Source organism: Comamonas aquatica NBRC 14918, from assembly GCF_000739875.1.
GTDB classification, from domain to species: Bacteria; Pseudomonadota; Gammaproteobacteria; order Burkholderiales; family Burkholderiaceae_C; genus Comamonas; species Comamonas aquatica.
Genome location: NZ_BBJR01000021.1, coordinates 147,499 through 162,405 on the forward strand (window position 1 = coordinate 147,499; position 14,907 = coordinate 162,405).

The 14,907-nt window shown below is 64.9% G+C and carries 11 protein-coding genes and 1 pseudogene; 7 read left to right on the plus strand and 5 right to left on the minus strand.

The window, feature by feature from the left end:
- Positions 1-52 precede the first annotated feature (52 nt).
- The 3 genes and pseudogenes from CA2_RS02025 to CA2_RS02035 all read left to right on the plus strand — a co-directional run bounded on the left by CA2_RS02025 (position 53) and on the right by CA2_RS02035 (position 2,940).
- Entirely contained in the window at positions 53-247 is a 195-nt protein-coding gene (locus CA2_RS02025) for a heavy-metal-associated domain-containing protein (protein WP_042412064.1), read from the plus strand.
- A 167-nt stretch (positions 248-414) separates the two neighbouring features.
- Entirely contained in the window at positions 415-1,602 is a 1,188-nt protein-coding gene (locus tag CA2_RS02030) for an acetyl-CoA C-acyltransferase family protein (protein ID WP_042412066.1), read from the plus strand.
- 304 nt (positions 1,603-1,906) lie between these two features.
- Positions 1,907-2,940: pseudogene (locus CA2_RS02035) on the plus strand (sensor domain-containing diguanylate cyclase).
- Positions 2,941-3,111: 171 nt separating this feature from the next.
- On the opposite strand, the gene CA2_RS02040 reads toward CA2_RS02035, so the two are convergent.
- The gene (locus CA2_RS02040) at positions 3,112-4,104 is read right to left on the minus strand and encodes a recombination-associated protein RdgC (RefSeq protein ID WP_042412068.1); all 993 of its coding nucleotides are present in this window, start codon (positions 4,102-4,104) and stop codon (positions 3,112-3,114) included.
- 287 nt (positions 4,105-4,391) lie between these two features.
- Here CA2_RS02040 and CA2_RS02045 point away from each other — a divergent pair, with 287 nt between their 5' ends.
- Positions 4,392-4,934: a Spy/CpxP family protein refolding chaperone gene (locus tag CA2_RS02045; protein WP_042412150.1), complete on the plus strand. Its 543-nt coding sequence runs from the start codon at positions 4,392-4,394 to the stop codon at positions 4,932-4,934.
- 1,439 nt (positions 4,935-6,373) lie between these two features.
- On the opposite strand, the gene CA2_RS02050 is transcribed toward CA2_RS02045, so the two are convergent.
- The 4 genes from CA2_RS02050 to dinG all read right to left on the minus strand — a co-directional run bounded on the left by CA2_RS02050 (position 6,374) and on the right by dinG (position 11,640).
- Positions 6,374-7,315, minus strand: coding sequence for a TIGR03915 family putative DNA repair protein (locus CA2_RS02050; RefSeq protein WP_042412070.1), 942 nt, complete (start codon positions 7,313-7,315; stop codon positions 6,374-6,376).
- Between the two features lie 3 nt (positions 7,316-7,318).
- The gene (locus CA2_RS02055; RefSeq protein WP_042412072.1) at positions 7,319-8,608 is read right to left on the minus strand and encodes a putative DNA modification/repair radical SAM protein; all 1,290 of its coding nucleotides are present in this window, start codon (positions 8,606-8,608) and stop codon (positions 7,319-7,321) included.
- A 152-nt stretch (positions 8,609-8,760) separates the two neighbouring features.
- The gene (locus CA2_RS02060; RefSeq protein ID WP_042412073.1) at positions 8,761-9,114 is read right to left on the minus strand and encodes a zinc ribbon domain-containing protein YjdM; all 354 of its coding nucleotides are present in this window, start codon (positions 9,112-9,114) and stop codon (positions 8,761-8,763) included.
- Between the two features lie 360 nt (positions 9,115-9,474).
- The gene (dinG, locus tag CA2_RS02065; RefSeq protein WP_081888827.1) at positions 9,475-11,640 is read right to left on the minus strand and encodes an ATP-dependent DNA helicase DinG; all 2,166 of its coding nucleotides are present in this window, start codon (positions 11,638-11,640) and stop codon (positions 9,475-9,477) included.
- 295 nt (positions 11,641-11,935) lie between these two features.
- Here dinG and CA2_RS17880 point away from each other — a divergent pair, with 295 nt between their 5' ends.
- From CA2_RS17880 to CA2_RS02075, 3 genes are all read left to right on the plus strand, one after another.
- A complete protein-coding gene (locus CA2_RS17880; protein WP_217997616.1) occupies positions 11,936-12,304 on the plus strand; it encodes a hypothetical protein in 369 nt (122 codons plus the stop codon).
- Between the two features lie 236 nt (positions 12,305-12,540).
- Positions 12,541-13,389, plus strand: coding sequence for an undecaprenyl-diphosphate phosphatase (locus tag CA2_RS02070; RefSeq protein ID WP_042412074.1), 849 nt, complete (start codon positions 12,541-12,543; stop codon positions 13,387-13,389).
- A gap of 54 nt (positions 13,390-13,443) precedes the next feature.
- Complete coding sequence (locus CA2_RS02075) at positions 13,444-14,760, plus strand: hemolysin family protein (protein ID WP_042412076.1); 1,317 nt, start codon at positions 13,444-13,446, stop codon at positions 14,758-14,760.
- The last annotated feature ends 147 nt before the right edge of the window (positions 14,761-14,907 follow it).

Consider the following 14,907-nt stretch of genomic DNA (forward strand, 5'->3'; position numbering starts at 1 on the left):
GCGGGCCGCAGCGCTACAGTCGTGCTTTTCCCCATCCACTGAAGGAGCCCCCATGGAACACGTTTTCCAAGTCCAAGGCATGACATGCAGCCACTGCGAACGCGCCGTGAAGCAGGCCGTCGCCCAGATCGATGCCCAGGCCACCACCACCGTGGAGCTGGCCACAGGCCGGGTCGTGGTGCAGAGCAGTTGCACGCGCGAGGCCCTGGCTCAGGCCATCCGGGAAGAAGGCTACACCGTCGCCTGATCGCCCTGCGCAAGGGCGGCGTGCCGTGTGCGGTGTACCGCACGAGACAGCCGCCCGTTGTGCCGTGGCGGCGGTGTCGGTCCAATCGGGCGGGCAGGCTTGGCGAGTTCATGTTGCAGTTGCACAATCTTTCCAGCCATGTTCGAAACAATTCTTGGAGACACCGCATGAGCACCCGCGAGATTTTTGTTGTCAGCGCCGCCCGCACCGCCATTGGCACTTTTGGCGGCAGCCTGAAAGACGTTGCCAACACCCAACTGGCGACCACCGCCGTCAAGGCGGCCATCGCACGTTCCGGCCTGGACCCCGCCGCCGTCGGCCATGTGGTGATGGGCAATGTGATTCCCACCGACACCAAGGACGCCTACCTGTCGCGCGTGGCGGCCATCGACGCGGGCTGCCCGATCGAGACTCCGGCCTTCAACGTCAACCGGCTGTGCGGCTCCGGCCTGCAGGCCATCGTCTCGGCGGCCCAGGCCATCGCCCTGGGGGACTGCGACGTGGCCATCGGTGGTGGTTCCGAATCCATGAGCCGCGGCCCCTACTTTGACCAGGCTGCGCGCTGGGGCGCGCGCATGGGCGATGCCAAGAGCATCGACTACATGCTGGGCATCCTGCACGATCCCTGGCAGAAGATGCACATGGGCATCACGGCCGAAAACGTGGCCGAGCGCTACAAGATCAGCCGCGAGATGCAGGACGCCCTGGCCCTGACCAGCCAGCAGCGCGCCGCAGCCGCCATCGCAGCCGGGCGCTTCCAGGAACAGATCGTGCCCGTGGAAATTGCCACGCGCAAAGGCACGGTGCTGTTCGACACCGACGAACACGTGCGCGCCAGCACCACGCTGGAGGTGCTGGCCGGCATGAAGCCGGCGTTCAAGAAGGACGGCGGCAGCGTCACCGCCGGCAATGCCTCGGGCATCAACGACGGGGCCGCGGCCGTCACCCTGGTGGCCGGCGACCGCCTGGCCGCCTTGGGGGTCCAGCCCCTGGCCCGCCTGGTGGGCTATGCCCACGCCGGGGTCGATCCGGCCTACATGGGCATCGGTCCCGTGCCGGCCACCCAGAAGGTGCTGGCACGCACCGGCCTGAAGGTCCAGGACATGGACGTGATCGAGGCCAACGAGGCCTTTGCCGCCCAGGCCTGCGCCGTCACCCAGGAGCTGGGCCTGGACCCCGCCAAGGTCAACCCCAACGGCTCGGGCATCTCCCTGGGCCACCCCGTGGGTGCCACCGGTGCCATCATCACCACCAAAGCCATCTATGAGCTGCAGCGCACCGGCGGCCGCTACGCCCTGGTGACCATGTGCATCGGCGGCGGCCAGGGGATTGCCGCCATTTTCGAGCGCGTCTAAGCGCCGCCACCCCGCTCCGGCAGGCGCACCTGCCGGCCGCGCACCGCCCGGTGTGCGGTGCAGGACGGGTCTGCGGCCCCGAGGCCGGCACATCCAGGCTGCCGGTGCGAGGCTGCATCATTCCACATCTTTTCAGGCGCTGGCCCGCAAGCAGCTCCTGTTTCTGAAAACTGCCCCCGCCCCCACGCGAAAACCCTACCAGTACGGCGGAAAGCATGGTCCAGACAGCGCGCGACAGCCACTATGCTTGGCGGTTCCGATGTCCCTTCCCCACGCCCCTGCGGCACGCTGACGGTTGTTTGCCATGGATCCCCTGCTGACTCGCCTCTCCCATTCCTTGCACCAGGCCCAGAGCCAGGAAGAACTGGTCCGCCCGCTGCTGGAAATGCTGGAGCAGGTCACCCAGCTGGAGTCCACCTACCTCACCCGCATCGATCTGGAGCAGGACTTGCAGCACGTGCTCTATGCGCGCAACACGCGGCAGATGCAGATCCCCGAAGGCCTGTCCGTGCCGTGGCAGGACACGCTGTGCCGGCGCGCCCTGAGCGAGGGGCGCATGTGCACCACGGATGTGGCCGCATGCTGGGTGACTCGCAGGCGGCACGGGCACTGGGGATCCAGACCTATGTCAGCGCGCCCGTGCGCATGTCGGACGGCCACCTGTACGGCACCTTGTGCGCAGCCAGCGCCCAGACCGCCCTGCTGCCGCCGGACACCGAAAGCGTGCTGCAGCTGTTTGCCAAGCTGATCGCCCAGCATGTGGAGCGCGAACAGCTGCTGCAACGCCTGCAGGCCCACAACGCGCAGCTGGCCCACCAGGCGTTCACCGACCCGCTGACCCAGCTGCCCAACCGCGCCGCGCTGCGCGAGGAGCTGCAGCGCCTGCTGGCGCGCGCCCAGCGCACGCACAGCAGCGTGCTGGTGGCCTTCATCGACCTGGACGGCTTCAAGGCCGTGAACGACCGCCATGGCCATGCGGCGGGCGACCTGTTGCTGCGCACGCTGGCGCAGCAACTGCAGCACAGCCTGCGCGCGGGCGACATGGTGGCCCGCATGGGCGGGGATGAGTTTGTGGTGGTCACGCCGGTCGACGGCACGGCGCGCGAGGTGGCCGTGGCGCAGCAGGGGCTGGAGCAGCGGTTGCGCGCCGCCTCGGTCTGCGACCTGGTGCTGCCCCAGGGGGGCACCCTGCACTACCCTGGCGCCAGCGTGGGCGTGGTGCCGGTGTCCGGCGACCTCAGCGTCGACCAGGCACTGCAGCAGGCCGACCACGCCATGTACCACGACAAGCAGCTGCGCCACCCCCGGGGTGGGCGCCCCGGCAGCGCACTGCACTGAACGCCCCCAGCCCCCGCTGCGGCCAGCCAGACCTGGGGTCTGGGACCTTCAACGGGCCCACACGACCCCGTCTCTCGGAGATGGGCGCTGGAGGCTAGGTGCGCAGCCACAGACCGGGCTTGCGTACGACCCGGCCCAGCCACCACGCCCCCAGGCTTGCGTGGGCTGCCCTTAGAACGGCGCCTCTTCCGGGGCCGTGTCCACCGGTGCGCTCGCGGCGCCGGTCACCACGCCCTTGCGGCCGGCAGGCACGGCCGTACCCACCGCCTCGCCCACGGCGGTGCGGCCTTCGCCGCCCAGGGCTGTGAACAGGTCGGGGATCAGCTTGCTCAGCTCGCCGGTGGCAATCGCCACATCGGTGTCAAAGCCGCCCTCGTCGCCGGCCTGGTCCAGCACGGCATCCAGCAGCGCAATCTTCTTGACCTGCAGGGCATCGGTCAGCACGAAGCTGACGCGCTCGTCCCAGGTCATGGCCAGCTTGGTGGGCAGCTTGCCGTGTTCCACGTGTTGCTTGACCTCGTCGATGTCCAGCGGATGGCGGGCATAGCGCACCACGGCCTTGGACTCGTCGGCGGCCTTGAGTTCGCATTCGCGGTCGATGGAAAAGCCCGCCGGCGCTTCCTGCGTCAGCAGCCAGTGCGCCATCGCCGCCTGGGCGCTGGTCTGGGTGTCCACCAGGGCCACGCCAAAGCCCTGCAGGCTTTCCACCAGCAGGCTCACCACCTCGTCGGCCTTGCCCTGGGCACCGGTGTCCAGCACCAGCAGTTGGGCCTGGGGGTCGATCCACACCCACATGCTGGACTGCTTGGTGAAGGCCATGGGCAGCAGATCCAGCTTGGCCTCGTCCTTGAGGTCGCGCTTTTCCTTCTTGCCCGGCTTGCGGCCAAACTCCAGCTCGATGGCATCGGCCTTTTCCTGCACCTTGCGGTTCAGCACGCTGGCCGGCAGCATCTTGGATTCGCTCATGAAGCGCAGGATCCACTGTCCGCCCACGCTTTCGGCCAGCAGGCCGTGGGCCTCGCCGCGTGGCGGCACCCAGCCCGACGACTGCTCCTGTGTGGCACCACAGGGCTGGAATGGCGCCTTCTGCAGCGCCGCTTCTACCTGCTCCAGCGAGCCCTGCCATTGCGCCGCAATGCGGTACACGATCATGTTCTTGAACACGCAGTCACCTTTTCCTGAATCTGCATCAAAGTCTGTGACGGGGCCCGGTCTGCGGGCCGTTCCGTCATGAAAATAAGAGCTGTCAGCGCCCGTTGTGCCTGGCTTGGGTGGCAAAAACACTTACAACCACCCACCGCCTGACCGCGGCGCGACAACCCAGCTTTGTATTACTTTACACAGCAGCAGCAAAGCCTCACCAACGGCTTACACAGAAACCGCACACTTGCAGCCATGCACTGCCGAACCTCTTGGCAGATCCGATGGAAACCACCTCACAGGAGTACACCATGGCCCTCTTCCAACGTAGCCTGACCGCCGCTGTAGCCGCCGCCGCCCTGGCCGGTGCGTTTGCACTGCCGGCTTCGGCCCAACCCGCCGCCCCCACGGCCGGCCCTGCCGCCACCGCACCGGCAGCGCGCCACCAGGCGCCCGACTTTGCCAAGCGGCACGCCGAACGCACCGAGCGCATGAAAACCCTTTTGCAACTGCAGCCCAACCAGCAAGCCGCCTGGGACAAGTATGTGCAGGCCACCACGCCACAGCCCCGCCCCGCTGCGGGCGAGCGCCCCGACCTGCGCAAGCTGACCACCCCCGAGCGCCTGGACCTGGCCCAGAAGATGCGCAAGGAACACACGGCCCACGCCGAACAGCGTGACCAAGCCACCCGCAGCTTCTACAACAGCCTGAATCCCAGCCAGCAAAAGGCCTTCGACGAACTGACGGCCCACCGCCCCGGCAAGTTCCACCGTGGCGGCCAGGGCGAGCGCATGGGCCACCAGCCCGGCCACCCCCACGGCCCCGCCGGCCAACCCATGGGCCGTGGCGCATAAGCCCCCTCCACTCCCACCCAGCAGGTCCCAGGACCTGCTTTTTTTTCGCCGGTTGCGCCCCGGACTGCAAAAGTTTTTTCAGTTGCGCACACCGCACGCGGGCCATGTCCAGGGTGTGCATGGCCTGCAGCACGCCGCTGGTCACCACCGCCGCGACCTCCGGAGGTCACGCCCTCCCCACCGGCACGCCACACCCCGGGCCGCCTGCCCGCACGGTCGACCGCGGATTTCGGCAACCTGATAAAACCCAATCAAAACAAGCACTTGCTGCATCCACTCAGGTTTTTTGGTAACTCCGGGTTTTCCCTGTAATTGGATTACAAGCCCGATATGCTCTCATTTTTGTAACGCGATTACGTGGTGCCACCAGCCGCTCGCCGCCTTGACCAGTGCCTGTGGATAAACATGGGTAGAAAAAAATAGCAACCTGCTGTTTATCCACAAGCGTTTCCAGTCACTGCAACTTGTACCCAAATCTGGTCGTCACCGTCCCTGGGTTCAGACACATGGTTTGGGCAGGGACAAGTCCTTGATCTGAAAAAAGTATTTCACCTTATCCACACCCACAACCCATCCCTACTATTACTACCAATTAAAAATAGAAGACATAGAGATAACTACCGCGCGAAAAAATTCGCGCTTTTTCCGTCGTTGCATTTTTTTCAGTGTTCCGTTTTTTTCCAGCATCCGGCCTGACGCGGGCGGATGCACTGTTCACAGTTGGGACGATTCTGCGTAAAACACCGTCCATTTCAGTTATTCACATCAAAAAAAATAGCAACAAGTGACGTATTGATAAGAAAAAACACCAAATAACAAAGTTACATCAGATACAAGCAGACCATGTGGATAAATCGTGTTGAAAAAATGAGATATCCACAAAAAAGCACGCCATCGGGAAGTTATCCCTGAAGGCAGTACAGCAGGAACAGGGCCTGCCCCACATGATTGGCAGGGACACAAGTGCTTGATTTCCGGATGAAAAGCACAGTTGTCCACAATCCCTGGGGATGCTTACTACTACCTACTATCCTTATTAAAAAAAACAAAGAACAAGTCAGAGGCAAGCACTGCAGGAGCAGGATCCCGATCGTCTCCAAAACGTAAGTGCTTGGTGGGACAGACAAAGACCGTCACGTCCAGTGTGCAGGACCACATTTCCGCGCGCATGGGCATGAAAATGGTTTTTCAGTCGGTTGCCGCGTTGGGAACGGGACTTATCCTGATCGGATCTTCTGTCCACAGGAAGTTATCCCGGCCTCTGGATAACTGGGGCGGTCATGCCACTGCACCGCGCCAAGGGCATTCAAAAAAATTCAATGCTGGTGGTGGGGCCTGCCCAGCGGGGGGCACCCAGGCCCTGCAGCCTGGGCACAGTGGCTGGCGCACACCCGCAAGCTGCCCTGGTGGGCGAGGCGGCCCGCGGCCACCACAGGCCCTCAGGCTCGGCGTGGCAGCTTGCGCTGGGGCATGGACGGGGCACTGGCCAGCATGGCCGCGCTGCGGGCCTGGGCCGCCTGGACCAGCGGGGTGATGAGCTGTGCCTCGGGCAGGTGGGCCCAGTAGTGGCGGGGCATCTCCCGGCACATGGTGGCCACCTTCAGGCGCGCGGGATTGAAGATGTGGGCGTAATAGGTCAGCCACAGGGCTTCGCCGGCATCGGCGGGCGGTGCGGCATCGGCACTCGCACCGGGCCCCCAACTGAGCACGCCCGGCCGCCCTGCCAGGGGTTGCAAGGCCTGCTGCGGGGCAATGCCGTGGTCGGCCAGCGCCGCCACGCTGGGCGCCTGGGGCCACCAGCGCAGGCAGGCCAGGGGCGTCAGGATGGCCCAGCGCATGTTGCTGAAGCGGCCGACAAAGAAGGGGGCCACGGCATGCACGATGTGGTGCTGGGGCTCGAACCAGGCCACGTGCAGCGGGCCGCTGCCGTCGTGCAGGGCATCGGCCAGGGCCACGGGGCGAAAGCGCACGAAGGCATGCATCTGGTGCACCTCCCGGCGCACGGCCTTGCACAGGTACTGCAGGTGCACGCGGTCGGCATCCAGGGGATCGTGGCGCACGCCGGGCGTGTGCTGCATGCGCCACAGCAGGCGGTACAGCAGGGCAAAGCGCTCGGGGCTGTGGTGCAGCAGCGCGTGCTCGGCCAGCTCCGGCCACCAGCGCGGCACGGTCAGCGGGCGCTGCTGCGCTGGCGGCAGATCCTCGCAGGGGGTGACCTGCGGCGTGGGCGTGAACAGGTCGGGGTGCTGGCCGTGGGCCGCTTCGGTCTGCCATTCCACCAACTGCGGTGGCACCTGCTGCGCCCACAGCCACCTGGCCAGGCGGCGCCAGTGCGCAAAATCGGTGCCGTCGCCGGGCAGGATGAGGTGCTGGCGGTCCATGGCTCAGAACAGGCTGGCTTGCTGCGGTGGCGGGGCCACGGGCTGGACCAGGCGGCGGGCCAGCCGGGGATCGTCCAGGCTGCGGCCGGGGTGCCAGTCCAGGCATTCCACGAACGGCAGGATCCGGGCGCAGGGCACGCGCAGGCGTTCCAGGTCGGCCCGGCGCAGCTGGCGCCAGCGCCGCGCGGCCAGCAGCTTGTCGACCGACAGCACGCCCAGGCCGGGTACGCGCAGCAGCAGCTCGCGCGCGGCGGTGTTGAGGTTGACGGGAAAGCGCTCGCGGTGGGCCAGGGCCCAGGCCAGCTTGGGGTCGTGCTCCAGCGACAGCATGCGCTGGCCGGGGGCACCTGCGGGCACCAGCTCGCCGGCCTCGAAGCCGTAGAAGCGCACCAGCCAGTCGGCCTGGTACAGCCGGTGCTCGCGCACCAGCGGCGGGGCGATCAGCGGCAGCTCGGCGCTGGCGTCAGGGATGGGGCTGAACGCCGAGTAGTAGACGCGGCGCAGGCCATAGCCGCTGTAGAGGCGGGCGCTGGTGAGGATGATGTCGCCATCGTCCGCCGCGTCGGCGCCGACGATCATCTGCGTGCTGTGCCCGCCGGGCGCAAAGGCTGGGGGCCGGGCCGGCCGCGTGCGGCGTGCCTGGGGGCGCGAGACGATGGCGCTGCGGGCCGCGGACTGGCGCTCGGCCTGGGCGCTGCGGATGTGCTGGTGCAGCTGGCCCATGCCGTGGTGGATGCTGGCGCTGCTTTTCTCGGGCGCCAGCTGTGCCAGGCCCTGTACCGTGGGCAGTTCGATGTTGATGCTCAGGCGGTCGGCGTACAGGCCGGCCTGGGCCAGCAGGGCCGGATCGGCGTCGGGAATGGTCTTGAGGTGGATGTAGCCGTGAAAGCCATGCTCCAGGCGCAGGCTGCGGGCCACGCCGACCAGCTGTTCCATGGTGTAGTCGGGGCTGCGGATGATGCCGCTGGACAGGAACAGGCCCTCGATGCAGTTGCGCCGGTAGAAGTCGAGCGTGAGCTGCACCACCTCTGCCACCGAGAAGCGGGCGCGCGGGATGTTGGAGCTGACACGGTTGACGCAGTACTTGCAGTCGTAGAGGCAGAAGTTGGTCAGCAGGATCTTGAGCAGCGACACGCAGCGCCCGTCGGGCGTCCAGCTGTGGCAGATGCCCATGCCGGCGGTCGAGCCGATGCCGCCCGCCTGGGCCGTGCGCTGGGCACTGCCGCTGGAGGCACAGGAAGCATCGTATTTGGCGGCGTCCGCCAGGATGGCGAGTTTGTTTTGCAGGTCCACTGTATAAATATACAGTTATCTGCCATGTTCTGCACCTGAAAATGCCAACGCCAGGCTGCAGTGGGTGGGCCGCAGGCCTGGCGTTGTCATCTGTTTTTGCCGGCCAGCGCTGATATAGCAAGCGCTGGCAGCTATGGTTTTTAAGGCCTGCTTCAGGCCTTTTTCAGGAATTCCGACTTGAGGATGAAAGGCCCCTGCTCGGTCTTGCAGTCCACGTCGTGGTCGCCGTTGTCGTAGACCAGCCGGATGCCCTTGATCTTGCTGCCCTTCTTGATCACGGTGGACGAGCCCTTGACCTTCAGGTCCTTCACCAGGATCACGCTGTCGCCATCGGCCAGGGGCGTGCCGTGGGCGTCCTTGATGACGCGCGGGCCGGCGTCGTCTTCGTCCGCGCTGGCCTGCGCCGACCATTCATGGGCGCAGTCGGGGCAGATGAACAGGTCCGCGTCGGGGTAGGTGTTGGGCTGGCCGCATTGGGGGCAGGCTGGAAACTCGGTGGCGCTCATGGCAATCCCTCTCTGGATCGGTGCAAGTGGTATGAAATGAATAGCTGCCAGCGTAGGTGATTTCTTGAATTCCAAGCGATTTAATCTTGAATGCAAGACATATCGAGCGAAAACAGCTCCTTTTTTAGCGATCTGGGCAGGCCGCAGTCCCAGGCCGGATTGCGGGCTGGCGCTGCAAGGCAGCACCGTGCGGGACCCCCTGCGGGCATGCCGGGTCGATGCCGGCCGTGCTGCGGGCCATGGCTGCTTCTGCGACAGCGTGGTGCCGCCGGGGGGCCCACGGCGCCGCATCGGCGGCCTCAGCGGCTTCAGGCCGGTGGCGGGTCACCGCCACGGCGGTGGGCACAGCGCCGGCTGCGCCTACGCGGCGCGCTTTTCCAGCGTGAACGGTGGCAAGCCGTTGAGCAGTTGCTGGCCGTAGCTGGTGGCCACCAGGCGACGGTCGTAGCAGTAGACGTGGGCCTGGTCCTCCTCGGTGCGGATGGCGCGGCCCACCCACTGCGCCAGGCGGATGGCGGTGGCGGGCACGACCAGTTCGTTGAACGGATTGCGCCCGCTGGTGCGCAGCCACTCGGCGCGCGATTCGCCCACCGGGTCGTCCGGTGGGGCAAACGGCAGCTTGGTGATGAACAGCGACTCGCACAGCGCGCCCGGCAGATCCAGCCCTTCGCCGAAGGACTGCATGCCGAAGATGATGCTGGGCAGGCCCTGTTCCACGCGCTGGCGGTGGTCGGCCAGCAGCATGGCGCGCGGCATGGCGGTTTGCACCAGCACCTGGCTGCGCATGGCCGTGGGCAGGGCATCGACGGCCTGGCGCATCTGGTCGCGGGAGGTGAACAGCACCAGCGCCCCGGCCTGGACCTGGCTCAGGTCGTGCAGCAGCCGCTCCACCATCTCCTGCGTGAAGGCGGCGGCTTCGCGCGGATCGGCCCGGGTCTGGTGCGCCACCAGCGTGCCCTGGGCCGCATAGTCGAAGGGGCTGGCCACCTCCAGCGTCTGCACGGCCGCATCGCCGTGCAGGCCGGCCTCGCGCAGGAAGAAGTCGAAGCTGCCGCAGCTGGTCAGCGTGGCGCTGGTCAGCACCGCGCCGCGCACCTGGCTCCACAGGTGGTGGCGCAGCGTGGCGCCGGGCAGGATGGGGCTGGCATGGGCCTTGACGACGATGTAGTCGCCCTCCAGCTCCACGGTGAACCATTTGGCGTTGGGCACGCTCTCGGAGCCGTCCTCGCGCGTCTCGGGCTGCTGGCTCAGCAACTGGGCCGTGTCGTGCACGGCCTCCAGGCGCGGCGCTAGGGTGCCGACCTGGGCGTACAGCTGGGACAGGCGCTGGGCCTCGTCAGGCTTGTCCTTGATCTCGGCCTTCAGGGCCTTGGCAATGGCCCGCAGCACGTCCAGAAAGCCGCTGGCGTGGTGCATGACCTGGGCCAGGGGGTCCAGCAGGGCCGGGGGCAGATCGCCGCGTGGCACGCGCACACGCGCCGGGCCAAAGCGATCGCGCTGGCCCTTGAGGGTGTCGCCATAGGTCTCCATCACCAGGCGTGCCAGCTCGCTCAGGTGCTCGCGCAGGCCGCTGCTGTGGCCGGCGATGTCGGCCAGCTCGTCCACCTCCATCAGCTGGCCCACGCGCAGGGCGCGGCTGGCCAGCTTGTCGATCCATTGCAGGCGGCTGAGGTCCATGTCGCAGGCGAACTGCGACAGCGCCGTCTGCGGCAGGTGGTGGGCCTCGTCCAGGATCAGCAGGCTATCGCTGAGCTCCGGCAGCAGGCGTGCGCCCAGACTGGAAAGCAGTAAATCATGATTGGCGACAATGACTTGCGCCGCCACCATGTCCTTGCGGCGCTCGTAGTAGGTGCAGCTGGAAAACACCGGGCAATGCTTGCCGGTGCAGGAGCTGCCCTCGGCCGCCACGGGGCCCCAGGCCTCGGCTTCGGGCGGATTGGGCAGGCTGTCGCGGTCGCCGTTCCATTCGCCGCTGGCCAGGGCATCGGCCATCGAGGCATAGAACTGCATGCGCGCCTCGGTCTCGGCGCGGGGCCGCGCCTTGCGCTGCTCGGCCGCCTCTTCGGCGAACAGATCGTCCGCGTCCTCGCTGTTTTCGCCCGAACTGGCCAGGCGCTCCAGCTTGAGCTTGCAGACAAAACGGCCCCGCCCTTTGGCCAGCGCAAATTTGAACGGCATAGGCAATTGCTGCGCCAGCGCCGGCAGGTCCTTGTTCACCAGCTGCTCCTGCAGCGCCACCGTGGCCGTGGAAATCACCACGCGCGTGCCACGCGCCAGGGCCATGGCGATGGCCGGGGCGGCATAGGCCAGCGACTTGCCCACCCCTGTGCCCGCCTGGACGACGGCGATGGATTTTTTCGGTTCCGGAGCCCCCTCTTCGACCTTGCCGAGCTGGGCGGCCGCCAGGGTCTGCGCGATCTGGGCCGCCATTTGGCGTTGGCCCTCGCGCACCCGGAACCCCGGGATGGCAGCGACGACGGCGTCAAAGGATTCCAGGGCCTCGGTGGCCCATTTTTTTTGGCTCATTGCGGGAATTTCAGACCGGGCAATCCGGCCAAGAAGACTGAAAAATTGTTTTCAATACAGATGCAGAGCACCACATGCATCTTTTTCTTTATCAACATCCTGTGCGATATCGGATGTTCTGCTGATTTATTCAGCACCAAAGAGGGTCTGCCAAGCGCATCATCAGGCAGATTTCTGCCAACTACTCTGCTGTGGACAATTGATTATAGGTTGTGGATGCTGAACCTGTCGGTGCCAGGGATGCCACCTGAGTCGCACCACACGCTGTGGCACAAACCCTGTGGAAAATTTCGAGATGCATGGCATGGAGAGGTTGAAAAAATATTTTCAATCAACACATCCTTGTGCACAGCCTGCTGAATGCATGAGGCTGTGGATAAGTAAAAAAGACAGTCCAGGTGGATTGAAAAATCTGTCCACATTTTGGCATGTGGAGTTATCCACAACCTGTGTGCAGATGGAAGCTGCATGCTGTGGTGCTGGCATACAAACGCACCACACAGAATTGACGGATTCAACGTTGCGGCGCGAGCGCTTGATTTGTTGTAAAAATTATTTTTTGACCGTGCGTCTGGTGGCGATGACTTGTAATTTTGTGTATTTTTTTTCAAAAACACCGACAAACATCGCTGATGCACCTGGATGCTTGTGCATTTTTTTATGAAAAAAAGATGATGAGATGGGTTTTGTATAAAAAATAACGGCTATGGCACGCAATGCGGCGGACTGAAGCCTGCAGGTGCAATGGCGGCGGCTGTCGATGGCGGTGGCGGTGCCCCAGCGCCGAGGTTTCGCAGGGCCCCTTGCCACTGCGGGGCCGGGAGTTGGCGCCGCCTGCGTGGCAGGCCCGGGCGCTACACTGCTCAGCGCTCCGTTTCCGCTTTTTTTCCACTGATTCCTATGAACGCCACTTTTGGCTGGCTGGACGCCCTCATCCTGGGCCTGGTCCAGGGTCTGACCGAATTCCTGCCCATCTCTTCCAGCGCCCACCTGCGCATCCTGGGTCCCTTGCTGCCCGGTGGCGCCGATCCGGGCGCGGCCTTCACCGCCATCACCCAGCTGGGGACCGAACTGGCGGTGCTGATCTACTTCCGCAAGGATGTGCTGCGCATGCTGGTGGCCTGGTTTGCCAGCCTGCCCGTGATTGGCAACCGCCGCCCGGGGGAAGCCCTGCACCCCGACGCCAAGCTGGCCTGGCTGGTGATCCTGGGCACCATCCCCATCTGTGTGCTGGGTCTGCTGCTGCGCAGCTGGATTGAAACCACCTTCCGCACGCTGGCGCTAACGGCCGTGATGCTGATCGTGTTCGGCCTGATCCTGGGCTGGGCCGAAAAGCGCAGCACCCAGACGCGCCAGATTGGCCAGTTGGGCTTGCGTGACGGCATCGTGCTGGGCTTTGCCCAGGCCATGGCGCTGATCCCGGGCGTGTCACGTTCCGGTGGCACGATTACTGCAGGCCTGCTGCTGGGCATGACCCGCGAGGCGGCTGCGCGCTTTTCCTTCCTGCTGGCCATTCCGGCGGTGCTGCTGTCGGGCTTTTACCAGTTGCTGTTCAAGCGCGATCCCATGAGTGGCGAGCAATGGATGCTGACCTTCATGGCGACCGCGATCGCCTTTGTCGTGGGCTATGCGGTCATCGTCTGGTTCATGCGGCTGATCTCCAACAAGGGCTTCGGCTTCTTCGTGATCTACCGCGTGCTTTTAGGGCTTGCCATCCTGGCTGGCCTGCATTTTGGATTTATCCAGTAACCTTGCAGTGTTTTTGTTACCCCGAGCGAGTTTGAAAGGACGCTCAACCACATCATGGAAATTCCTATACTTATCGCCCTCATCCTGCTCAATGGCGTGTTTGCCATGTCTGAAATCGCGCTGGTCACAGCACGCAAGGCAAGGCTTCAAAAATTGATCGATGAGGGCGATTCCGCCGCAGCTGCCGCCCTGAAGCTCGGCGAAGACCCCACCCGCTTCCTGTCCACCATCCAGATCGGCATCACCTCCATCGGTGTGCTGAACGGTATCTTTGGTGAGGCCGCCCTGGCCCAGCCGATGGCGGAATGGCTGGTGCAGCTGGGCATGGCGTCCAACTACGCCAGCACCTTGTCCACGGCCGTGGTGGTGGTCTTGATCACCTATGTCTCCATCGTGGTGGGTGAACTGGTGCCCAAGCGCCTGGGACAGACCAACCCCGAATCGATTGCCCGCCTGGTGGCCCGCCCCATCAACCTGCTGGCCAAGCTGACCAAGCCCTTTGTGCTGCTGCTGACGGGGTCGACCCTCGCCCTGCTTCGCCTGCTGGGCGTGCGCCAGACCAACGACAGCAGCGTGACGGAAGACGAGATCCACGCCGTGCTGGCCGAAGGCACCACCTCGGGTGCCATCGAGCAGAACGAGCACACCATGATCCGCAACCTGTTCCGCCTGGACGATCGCCAGATATCCTCGCTGATGGTGCCGCGCTCGGACGTGGTCTGCCTGGACGTGAGCCTGTCGTTCGAAGAGAACATGGCCATCCTGGAATCCCAGGACCATGCGCGCTATCCCGTGATCGATGGCAACTTCGAGAACCTGCTGGGTGTGATCAACTCGCGCCAGTGGCTGGCCCATGCCCTCAAGGGGCAGCGTGACCTCAAGGACGCCAAGGACCTGATCCACAAGCCCATCTACATCCCGGAAACCATCACCGGCATGGAGCTGCTAGAGAACTTCAAGCAATCCGGTGCGCCCATGGCGTTCGTCATCGACGAGTACGGCGAAGTGCAAGGCATCGTCACCGTGCGTGACCTGACCGAGGCCATCACCGGCGAGTTCGTGACCGAGGACCCCAGCGACGCCTGGGCCGTGGAGCGCGAGGATGGCAGCTGGCTGCTGGACGGTCACATCCCGGTCGTGGAACTCAAGGACCGTCTGGGCCTGAAGACCGTGCCCGAAGAGGAAAAAGGCCGCTACCAGACCCTGAGCGGCATGATGATGCTGCTGACCGGCAAGCTGCCCGCCGTGACCGACAAGGTGGTCTGGGAAGCCTGGGAGTTCGAGGTGGTGGACATGGACGGCAAGATCATCGACAAGATCCTGGCCACCAAGGTGGAAGTCCCCGAGATCGACCTCTCCGACGAGGCCTGATCCCCCGCCAGGGCACACCCTGAAAAAAAGCAGCCGCAAGGCTGCTTTTTTTATGCTGGTGCCGCAGTTGGAGGGGGCTCAGGCGCGAGGCTGACCCCGTGAATGCATGGTCTGCGCTTGGCAGCAGCACACTGCTCTGAGCCTCTT

Bases quoted from the DNA above. Each gene is read 5' to 3' on its own strand.
- CA2_RS02025 (WP_042412064.1), top strand. From the start codon at position 53: ATGGAACACGTTTTCCAAGTCCAAGGCATGACATGCAGCCACTGCGAA.
- CA2_RS02030 (WP_042412066.1), top strand. From the start codon at position 415: ATGAGCACCCGCGAGATTTTTGTTGTCAGCGCCGCCCGCACCGCCATT.
- CA2_RS02045 (WP_042412150.1), top strand. From the start codon at position 4,392: ATGGCCCTCTTCCAACGTAGCCTGACCGCCGCTGTAGCCGCCGCCGCC.
- CA2_RS02050 (WP_042412070.1), bottom strand. From the start codon at position 7,315: ATGGACCGCCAGCACCTCATCCTGCCCGGCGACGGCACCGATTTTGCG.
- CA2_RS02060 (WP_042412073.1), bottom strand. From the start codon at position 9,114: ATGAGCGCCACCGAGTTTCCAGCCTGCCCCCAATGCGGCCAGCCCAAC.
- dinG (WP_081888827.1), bottom strand. From the start codon at position 11,640: ATGAGCCAAAAAAAATGGGCCACCGAGGCCCTGGAATCCTTTGACGCC.
- CA2_RS17880 (WP_217997616.1), top strand. From the start codon at position 11,936: ATGCATGGCATGGAGAGGTTGAAAAAATATTTTCAATCAACACATCCT.
- CA2_RS02070 (WP_042412074.1), top strand. From the start codon at position 12,541: ATGAACGCCACTTTTGGCTGGCTGGACGCCCTCATCCTGGGCCTGGTC.
- CA2_RS02075 (WP_042412076.1), top strand. From the start codon at position 13,444: ATGGAAATTCCTATACTTATCGCCCTCATCCTGCTCAATGGCGTGTTT.